Here is a 3,217-nt window from a genome sequence, read left to right as displayed (position 1 = left end):
TTTGATGTTAACCATTCTTGTTCGTGTTTCTCACGAGAATAAAAATTAAGTTGAGTTATCTTATTTGTTCTCATTTCTTTAATTACAGGCAACGGTCTTGTATATGAAAAGTAGCGGATTTTTAAGTGCTAACTTTTCAGATTAACACAGACCCTTTTTATATTTATTTACTTTTGCTTAAGCACTAAAACCGCTATTTTTTATATACGTTGTTGTGTTTTCGTACTTTTTTCCGTTCTGTTTGTAGCGTTGGCAAAGACATACTCTTTTGCAATTTTTGGCTTGTGTGTTGGCTGAAGCGAATTGCAAATGTGTATGACTTTTAGCGTTGGCTTATACACATAATTTTATCAGTTTACATTCAATTAATTTTGCAGGATTATTTGGATTTTTTATTTGCTTATCTTCAATACTAAATCCTTTTTCAGTTATTCCTTCAAGTTTACTTTTACTTTCATTCGGAAAGCTATTATATTTCTCTAATGGAATTATGCAAACTAATTCAAAGTCTTTGTCAGTTGGTTCGTGTAAATAATTGAATACTTTTCTTGGGTTTTCAATTTGCCACATTCCTCTAATTCTCAAGTTGGTTATTCCTAATGGGTCAACTTGATTAACTCGGCCTAATTCTTTTGTATCTGCAAAAACAACGTCAGGAATAGTTTTTATTCCATCTGAAATGGTTGTTTTTATTCTTTGATAAGTTTCGTGTTTTGCTGCATAAGAACTTCCATAAACCATCCATAAAGACTTAATGTTTGTGTCAGATGTGTGTCCAACGCAATATATTAAATCTTTTACTGTCCATTCTTCACAATCTCTACATTCACTTGTTATCATCGGACTTGTATGCCTTAAATCAGTTTTAGGATAACTACTATTTAAAGCCAAACTACTGTTTGCACTTTGAGTTTTCTTAACCTCAATTGCATCTCCTCCTTTTATCATAATATCTGGTGGATTGTTTTGAGAACCTAACCAAGAAAACTCTTCATTATAAGTTTTTAATCGACTTTGTTCGTCTTCAGAATCAAAGGTGTCAGCAAAAGCATCTTTAATGTAGTTTTCAAGAGCTTCTCCCATACTATTTGCTCTATTTCTACCTGAATAAAATTCTCGGATAGCAAAATTCTTATGATTGACAATATTGTAAATTGCCTCTAAAATATTTGTCATATTGCAATTGCTTCTTTTAATTTTTGAGTCTTTTTGACTACTTTATTTGTTTTTTTGTTAGCATTAATTTGTTCCATAATGCTATTTGCTAAAAACTTTGCTAAATTAACAGGAACAGCATTTCCAATCATTTTGTAACCTGCTGCCACTTTCTTATAATGGAAAATAAAGTCATTTGGAAAAGTCTGAATTCTTGCACATTCTCTTACACTTAATCTTCTGTACAAATGTTCTTTTCCTGGAACAAAAATTCTCTTATTCTTTTCTATGAATTTCATTTTTGGTGCTTGAGGATGAATAGGTGCGTGTCTTCCGCCTGCTTGAATTGTATAGGATTGTTCATCCCAACTTCTTACTCTGTTTCTTGACATAAAAATTGTAGAAAAACTTCCAATCATATATTCGTGATTTGGAACTACACAATTGTCTCCATTTGTATTGTTGTATTCTAAAGCCGGTAAAACACCTTCTTTCAAATCAGATATAACATCTTCAAGCGGTATTTTTGGAAAAGTTTCAGTTGGGAATTGATATTTAAAATTCAAGTCTTTTCTAATTCCAATAAAGAAAACTCTTTTGCGGTCTTGTGGGACATTATAATCAGATGCGTTAAGCATTTGAAAAGAAAGTTCATATCCTATTCCTGCATTTCTAAAAAGTTCTTTAATTCCTTCTAAAGCTTCTGTGTGTTTAGAAATCAACATTCCGCTAACATTTTCTGCTAAAAAGAATTTTGGTTGTTTAGCTTCTAATATTCTTATGAAATCATAAAATAATTGACCTCTTTTATCTTTAATTCCTCTTGCGGCTCCAGCTTCACTCCAACTTTGGCAAGGTGGACCTCCAATTATTCCATCGCATTCTGGAACTTCATCAGCTGGTATATTTACAATACTTCTTTTGTCAAGTATCGTGTTAGGGTGATTTTTCTCATAAGTTTCCCAAATTTCTTTGTCATATTCGTTTGCCCAAATAACATTAAAACCAGCTTGCTGAAAGCCTAAATCAAGTCCGCCAGCTCCTGCGAAGAAAGATACTATTTTCATATTTTATTGTGTTTGAAGTGATTTATTAAGTGTTCTGCGATATTCTGCTTTTTCCTCTGCAACTTGTAAAAGCTGTTTTGTGCAATTTGTTTCGTAAATATGCTTTCCAATTTGGTCAGTCACATATTCATTCCGCAATTCTGTAAGATTCAGTTTGAAGATTTTCGCAAGTTTTGGTAAGCGTTTTTCGTCAAAATCTCGCTTTCCATTTTCGATTTTACTCAAATTTGCAGAGTCTAAATTTAGTTTAGCTGCAAGTTGAGTTAAAGTCAATTCGTTTTCGTTTCGTAAAAGTCGGATGTATTCTCCAAATGTGGTTTTCATAAGACTTGTCATTTTTTGACAAATTTATATATTTTAATTGGAATATTCAATTCGAGCGTTGGGAAATTTTAGCTCTTTTGGTTTTTAAGCGATGGAATTTAGCCTTGGCAAAAAATCGAAAGTGCTAAAATATGCGGCTGGTTCAGTATGAAACACAACGGTTTTTGGTATGTTTTGTGGCGTGTTTAAGCACTAAATTTAGTAAATATTTACCGACCAAGAAAATCCCTTTAGGATTTTCGTATGTGTGCTAAAACCAAGCTATAAAATATACCAGTTGTTAGCATACGTTTTTTATTCGGTTAATTTTTATATGCTATAGTAAAGAAAAATTTTCTTTTTAAAACTTTTCCTTTAGAATGATAGTAATCAAAATTAGGTAATTGCTTTATAACTTTAATAATTTCATTTTTCTCACTTATTTTAAGGTCACCTTTAATATTTACTGAAAAATCATTTCTAGAACTACCTGTTTTAATTACAATAGTAAACTTTACTATTTCTTTATCTGATTCTATAAGTTTTTTTATGTCCAATTGTTTTTCTATAAACTCTATTAAGTTTTGAGAGTCTTCCGTATAAATAGATTTAAAAAAGTTATTATTTGTGAACTCACTTTTTACTAAAACACCATCTTTGAATGTAAATTCCGATTCTGATTCGTGTACTTT

The 3,217-nt window shown here is 31.0% G+C and carries 4 protein-coding genes; all 4 read right to left on the bottom strand.

Going from position 1 to position 3,217, the window contains the following annotated elements:
- Window positions 1-333: 333 nt before the first annotated feature.
- Window positions 334-1,176, bottom strand: a complete 843-nt coding sequence (locus BLU40_RS17270) for an NgoPII family restriction endonuclease (RefSeq protein WP_090126735.1) — start codon at window positions 1,174-1,176, stop codon at window positions 334-336.
- Entirely contained in the window at window positions 1,173-2,222 is a 1,050-nt protein-coding gene (locus BLU40_RS17265) for a DNA cytosine methyltransferase (RefSeq protein WP_090126732.1), read from the bottom strand. Before BLU40_RS17265 ends, BLU40_RS17270 begins: the two co-directional genes overlap by 4 nt.
- A gap of 3 nt (window positions 2,223-2,225) precedes the next feature.
- Window positions 2,226-2,546: a helix-turn-helix domain-containing protein gene (locus BLU40_RS17260; RefSeq protein WP_042294514.1), complete on the bottom strand. Its 321-nt coding sequence runs from the start codon at window positions 2,544-2,546 to the stop codon at window positions 2,226-2,228.
- A gap of 302 nt (window positions 2,547-2,848) precedes the next feature.
- Window positions 2,849-3,217 (bottom strand): hypothetical protein (locus BLU40_RS17670; protein WP_175454833.1); only part of this gene is annotated, 369 nt, incomplete at its 5' end.

This window comes from Lutibacter oricola (genome assembly GCF_900106565.1).
Taxonomy (GTDB): Bacteria; Bacteroidota; Bacteroidia; order Flavobacteriales; family Flavobacteriaceae; genus Lutibacter; species Lutibacter oricola.
The sequence above is the reverse complement of the archived record's forward strand: the minus strand, read 5'-3'. Positions and strand labels throughout refer to the sequence as shown.

Bases quoted from the DNA above. Each gene is read 5' to 3' on its own strand.
- BLU40_RS17270 (WP_090126735.1), bottom strand. From the start codon at position 1,176: ATGACAAATATTTTAGAGGCAATTTACAATATTGTCAATCATAAGAAT.
- BLU40_RS17265 (WP_090126732.1), bottom strand. From the start codon at position 2,222: ATGAAAATAGTATCTTTCTTCGCAGGAGCTGGCGGACTTGATTTAGGC.
- BLU40_RS17260 (WP_042294514.1), bottom strand. From the start codon at position 2,546: ATGAAAACCACATTTGGAGAATACATCCGACTTTTACGAAACGAAAAC.